General features: G+C 65.1%; 5 protein-coding genes and 1 pseudogene. 3 read left to right on the plus strand and 3 right to left on the minus strand.

The features are described from left to right. Nucleotides 1-705 (minus strand): LuxR family transcriptional regulator (locus VGD20_RS20910; protein ID WP_331136296.1); only part of this gene is annotated, 705 nt, incomplete at its 3' end. 297 nt (nucleotides 706-1,002) lie between these two features. Between VGD20_RS20910 and VGD20_RS21845 the strand changes: the two are divergent. From VGD20_RS21845 to VGD20_RS20920, 3 genes and pseudogenes are all read left to right on the plus strand, one after another. Continuing rightward, nucleotides 1,003-1,059: pseudogene (locus VGD20_RS21845) on the plus strand (transcriptional regulator domain-containing protein); the annotation flags it as partial. A gap of 10 nt (nucleotides 1,060-1,069) precedes the next feature. Continuing rightward, nucleotides 1,070-1,723 carry a DUF2285 domain-containing protein gene (locus tag VGD20_RS20915; protein ID WP_331136297.1) on the plus strand — a complete coding sequence of 218 codons (654 nt, stop codon included), beginning with the start codon at nucleotides 1,070-1,072 and terminating at the stop codon, nucleotides 1,721-1,723. Between the two features lie 68 nt (nucleotides 1,724-1,791). Beyond that, nucleotides 1,792-2,928: a DUF3800 domain-containing protein gene (locus tag VGD20_RS20920; RefSeq protein ID WP_331136298.1), complete on the plus strand. Its 1,137-nt coding sequence runs from the start codon at nucleotides 1,792-1,794 to the stop codon at nucleotides 2,926-2,928. Between the two features lie 123 nt (nucleotides 2,929-3,051). Here VGD20_RS20920 and VGD20_RS20925 read toward each other — a convergent pair whose 3' ends face one another. Both VGD20_RS20925 and VGD20_RS20930 read right to left on the minus strand, forming a co-directional pair. Next, entirely contained in the window at nucleotides 3,052-3,750 is a 699-nt protein-coding gene (locus VGD20_RS20925; protein WP_331136299.1) for a hypothetical protein, read from the minus strand. Further along, entirely contained in the window at nucleotides 3,737-4,933 is a 1,197-nt protein-coding gene (locus VGD20_RS20930) for an MvaI/BcnI family restriction endonuclease (protein ID WP_331136300.1), read from the minus strand. Before VGD20_RS20930 ends, VGD20_RS20925 begins: the two co-directional genes overlap by 14 nt. Nucleotides 4,934-4,969 lie beyond the last annotated feature (36 nt).

Below are 4,969 nucleotides of genomic sequence, written 5' to 3' on the forward strand. Positions count from 1 at the left end.
GAACAGGGCACGGATCAGCAATGATGTCTGCTTATCGACCCCATATCTTTCGCGGGCTTGCTTGAGATGGCGCACCGCCGTCTCTTCGCTGATCCCGAGAATGCGGCCGATCTCCCACGCGGTCTTGCCGCGCGCCGCCCAGACCAGGCAATCCCGCTGGCGATCGGTAAGCTGGGGGCGGGGGCCGGGTGGAACGACTCCCGCAAGCCAGATGCGACGCGCCGCCTCGAACGCGGCGGTCCCGGCAAACTGCGCCCAGAGCAGGGCATCTGCCGGCAGGCCACGGCCCGGTCCGCACGCGAAGCTGCACGAGCCCGTCGCTTCCCCGACAATATTGGCGGGCACGGTAAAGCCGTCGGTGAGGCCATGGTCCTGCGCCATCTCAAGCAGCCGGTGGTCGCCGGGCGTCATCTGGATGAGATCGGGTATGCTGGTCCACCGGAAGCCGGCGCTTGTCTTGTGGCTCGCGCGATGGACCGGGTCGGAAAAACCGAGACGTCGCCGGTCGAAAAAGTCGACCCAGCCCGCGGGGTAGTTGTGAACGCGGATCATCGGGCGCGGCACGTCGAGGATGTTGGCGTGATGCGTGAGCGCGAAATGCCCGAAGCCGAGCCGGCCTGTCATCTCTCCGAGAACCATCGCAAGCGTACCGGCATCGCGGACGAGTGCGATGGCATCCAGGAACCACTCGATTTCCGCACGCATGTCTCTCATGCGCGATATCGACCGGAGGCAGCGTCTCAAGCCGCCGGAGCCCTCGTGGCCGTCCTTTCCTGCTTGTGCAGGCCTGGAGGCGGCTTTCCGTATCCGCCGAGTCCCGCCGCTGGAACGAGGCCCGATTTTAACAATCGCGCTTCGGGAGGCAACAGCCTGTTTCCGCGCGATTTGTCTCGTCATCGCGCCATCTGCACGGGGGAATGATTGCCGCCGCCCGTGCCTCGACCCGACTGGCGCGACCCGGCACCTTATCGGCGGCTGACCGGGATCGATCGCGCCGGCATGATGTGGGAGTGGCTGCGGCGCGACCCCGCTTATGTCGCCTGGTACACCTCGGCGAGCAAGGCGACGCGTGACCAGAAGGGCAGGGCCGGCTCGCTGCAGTGGGGCCTGCACTTTCGCCGAGCACCCGGCCCGTACGTCTCCCGATGCACGGCTGATCTGGGACGCGCGCGTCGATCCCGGCGCGCTGCCGGTTTCCGCGGTCCCGGTCGATCCGGCGACGGTCGACCGGTTTGATCACCAACGTTTCGGGCGTTGGCTTTATGTCGTCGTCGACCCCGAGGGCCAGGAGCACGCGGTCATATCCGACGGCTATCGGCGGATCCGTATCGATGTCGAAGCGGGCAGCCTGGCAGCCGGACATCCCGTGCTGCTCCGTTATGCGCTCATTGGGTCTGTCGGCTGCGAAGCCGAAGCGCAAGTTCTCCCGCTTCGGCGCTTGGTGGGTCTCTACCGGACGGGCCAATTCCTGCCGGCTCTTTTTCCTCGAGAGCGCAAGGTGGAAAGGCTGATCGAGGTTTTGCGGGTGGCTGATGCCTTGAGCGCCGGGGCTTCGCAGCGCGAAATCGCGGCCTGCTTGTTCGGGACCGAGCGGATTTCGCGGGACTGGCGCGCCGCCTCCGACTCGCTTCGCTCGCAGGTCAGGCGGCTGGTGAGCAGGGCGCGGCACATGGCGGCGGGTGGTTATCGGTCTTTTCTGGCGATTGATGGCACCGACATGTGACACGAAGACAATGACCGCGCAGCTTCGGTCTGCCTTGTCGGGCGCGCGGTTCGCCTTATTCAGGGAAGATGGCGACCAACATCTATTGCGACGATGCCGGCTTCACCGGCGATAATCTGCTCAACGTCGATCAGCCCTATTTCGCCTATTCGGCGATCGCGATCGGCCCCGATGCCGCGGCCGAGCTGATCGCGGAACTGCGCGCCCGCTTCCGCATCCGCGACCCCGAGATCAAGGGCATGGCGCTCTACCAGCGTCCCTATGCGCTGGCGGCGATCGGCTGGCTTCTGGGCGAACTCGGCGATCGCGCTTCGGTCGCGGTCAGCGACAAGCTCTACAGCCTCGCGTGCAAGTTCTTCGAGTATGTCTTCGAACCCGTACTCGCCCGCAACAGCCTGTTCTTCTACGAACGCGGCTTCCATCTCCATGTCGCCAACGTCATCTGGGCCCACCTGGTGCGCGGCGATATGTCCACCGCGCGTATCGCCGGCCGTTTCGAGGCTTTGATGCGGCGACGGCGTGGCGAGCCGCAGCTCTTTTTCGAACCCCATCACGCGGCCGGCCAGCCGAACCCGATCGATGCGATCCAGCGTTTCGCCCACGCATGCAGGTCGCCTATCGAGAAGGAGATGGCCGGGCTCGCCGACGAGAACGGCCGCGTCAAATGGGTTCTGGACCTCAGTTTCAGTTCGGCCAAGTCGGTGCTTTGCACGATGGGCGAGCGGTTCGGGGCGCTCGACGTCATGTTCGACGATTCCAAACCGCTTCTCGCCTATCGCGACTTCTTCGACAGTTTCATCGACCGCATCGACGTTCCCTATATGACCCTTCGCGGCCGGTCCGCGCCGCTCGTCTTCAACCTCGCGAAACCCGTTGCCTTCGGTTCGTCGAAGCAGGAGCCGGGCCTTCAACTGGCAGACCTTGTCGCGTCCTTCAGTGCGCTAGCAGCCCGCGATCGTCAGACTACCCGCGGGCAGGAGATATTGGCCGCCTGTCTCCCCTGGTTCAACGACGAGAGCGTGTGGCCCGATCTCGACCACCTGCGGCTCGACCGGAAGGAGAATGCACTGAACGCGGTGATGCTCCTCGAACTTGTCGCCCGCGCGGAAGCCGGGGAGGACGTTGTCGAGGGCATGCCACTCTTCTACGAGTCCGCGTCAAGCTATTACGAGGTCAGCCCACCGTTCGGGCTCGCCGGGGATTGATGGCCGTAGCCGCCCGGCATTTCGAACGCGCTCGTGCAATGATCGGCCCGCGGAAAGAGACACCGCGTGCATATCGCGCAATGGGTATATCGCCGCGCTATCGGGAGCTAGCCTGGTAGTGACTTACTTTCTCGATCGACTGCGAACCTCGACCTGGAAATAACGGCACCGCGAACTAACAGGACAAGAATGGCATAGCGGGGTCCGCGCCTTGCAGATGAGCGCCGCGAAATCGAGAACTGACCAGTTGACCCGTTCGGGGGATTCTCCGCGGACGAGCCAATGGGCGGCAGCCTGCAGCCAGGGATCGTAACGGATATCGGCGAGCTTGCGGGGGCGGACGAAACGCTCGATCACCCGTGCCATGTTGACATCGAGGAGCGGCGTCGCCTCGCCGTGCTGGAACATCGAGATCGCGTTCGAGACATATTGGCCGACAGCAGGGATCTCGGCATGACTCGCCGCGCCCCGCGGGAACTCCCCCGAGACGGCCGCGGCGTAGCGCGCGAGACCGAGCAGCGAGGCGGCGCGGCGGCGCCATAGCCCGAGCGGCTTGAGAAATATTTCCAGCTCGTCGGCCGAGGCCGCGGCCAAGGATTCCCAGCTCGAAAAGCGGTCGACGAACGCGGGATAGAAGCTTGCCACCGCGGACGCCGTCGTTCGTTGCAGGAGAACCTCGACGACGATGCGCTCGTAGGTCGAGGCGTCGGCGAACCGCCACGGGAATGTGCGGCCGTTTTCCTTTGCCCAATCGAGCAGGTCCGAACGGAGGCGCGTGAGCTTTCGTTTCTCTCCCCGGGTGAGCGGGTCAGCCGAGGACATGCGCGCCGGGCGGCGGGAAGAGCGCGCCGAGGTTCTCGGGATGGATCTTGAAAAGATAACCATGGTCGCGGGCGCGGCCACCCTTGAGATGGAGCGCGTAGTCGACCGTCACCACGCCGGCCTCGAGCAGGGCAGGGAGGTTGCCCGTCATCGGGCCGCTCGTGTGCTGGACGGCGACGTAGTGGAATTCCTCTTCCTCGGCCTTGCCGCGACAGCGTGCCTGCACCCAGAAGGTCTCCTTGTGCTTCGCTGCGAGATCGCGCTTGAGCAAGGGCATTTCCCAGGTCACGTCGTGCTGGGCCTTGCTCGTGGCGGGATCGACGTGGACCTGTTTCAGCCAGTCACGCTCGGCGTCGATCTCGAGCCCGAGCCCGAGCGAGTTCACCTTGTCGCCGCGCAGCGTGTGGTAAAGCGCGAGACGGCCGTCGCCGTCGACATATCCGCGCCGCTCGAGCAAACCCACCGCGCTGCCGACCGGGCTCAGCTTCCAATTCGGCGCCTTGGAGAATAGCGTCGAGCGATTGTCTTTCCGCCCGAGCTTGCTCCGCTTCGCCTTGAGTTCGATCCCCTTGTAGTCGGGTGCCTGCTTCGAGTTGGCGGCAATGCCGAGCAAGGTCTCGAGCGTCATGCCGACACCGGTATCGCCGGGCCGCAGCGTTCGAATGAACCCGCGTGCCGAGATGGCGCGCAGCAGTTCCAGGAGTTCCTCGGCCGCGTCAGAGGTCCGCCGCCTCGCGTCCACGACGCGCCGGAAAGGCGACGCCGGGTCGCCGAGCGACGCCCGCACCGCCGGGTCGCTCATGTTCAAGACATAGAGCGTTTCGTCGATGACGGTCAGCGCGAGCAGGTTGAACGCCGCCGCGTTCGCGCGCGTCGCGGCGCCCAGCCAAATCCGCGGGTCGCCCTTCTTGGTCGGCGGCCGGTAAAGCGACACTTTGGATTTCTCGAGCGCCGCCGGGCGCACGAAATTGACCTCGCGGACGACCTTGTGGTCTTGGCCCTGCGGCTGGTTCGCGAAGTCGTGGTAGCCGCGCTCGTCCAGGTATTCCCTGAGGCTGCTCGTCGCGTCGAAGATCGACTTGTCGAGCCCCGTGGGCGTCGGGACGAGCAGCGCCGCCTCGAGCCCGAACGTGCCAAGCAACGCGAGCGCGTCGGCGACGGGAAAGTCGCTCTTAGCTAGCATCGCCTAGCGCTTCTCCAAGTATGCGCTTGAAATGCT

It is taken from the genome of Sphingopyxis sp. (assembly GCF_036402335.1).
GTDB lineage: Bacteria > Pseudomonadota > Alphaproteobacteria > Sphingomonadales > Sphingomonadaceae > Sphingopyxis.

Coding starts and splice junctions, on each gene's coding strand:
- VGD20_RS20920 (WP_331136298.1), top strand. CDS start 1,792: ATGGCGACCAACATCTATTGCGACGATGCCGGCTTCACCGGCGATAAT.
- VGD20_RS20925 (WP_331136299.1), bottom strand. CDS start 3,750: ATGTCCTCGGCTGACCCGCTCACCCGGGGAGAGAAACGAAAGCTCACG.
- VGD20_RS20930 (WP_331136300.1), bottom strand. CDS start 4,933: ATGCTAGCTAAGAGCGACTTTCCCGTCGCCGACGCGCTCGCGTTGCTT.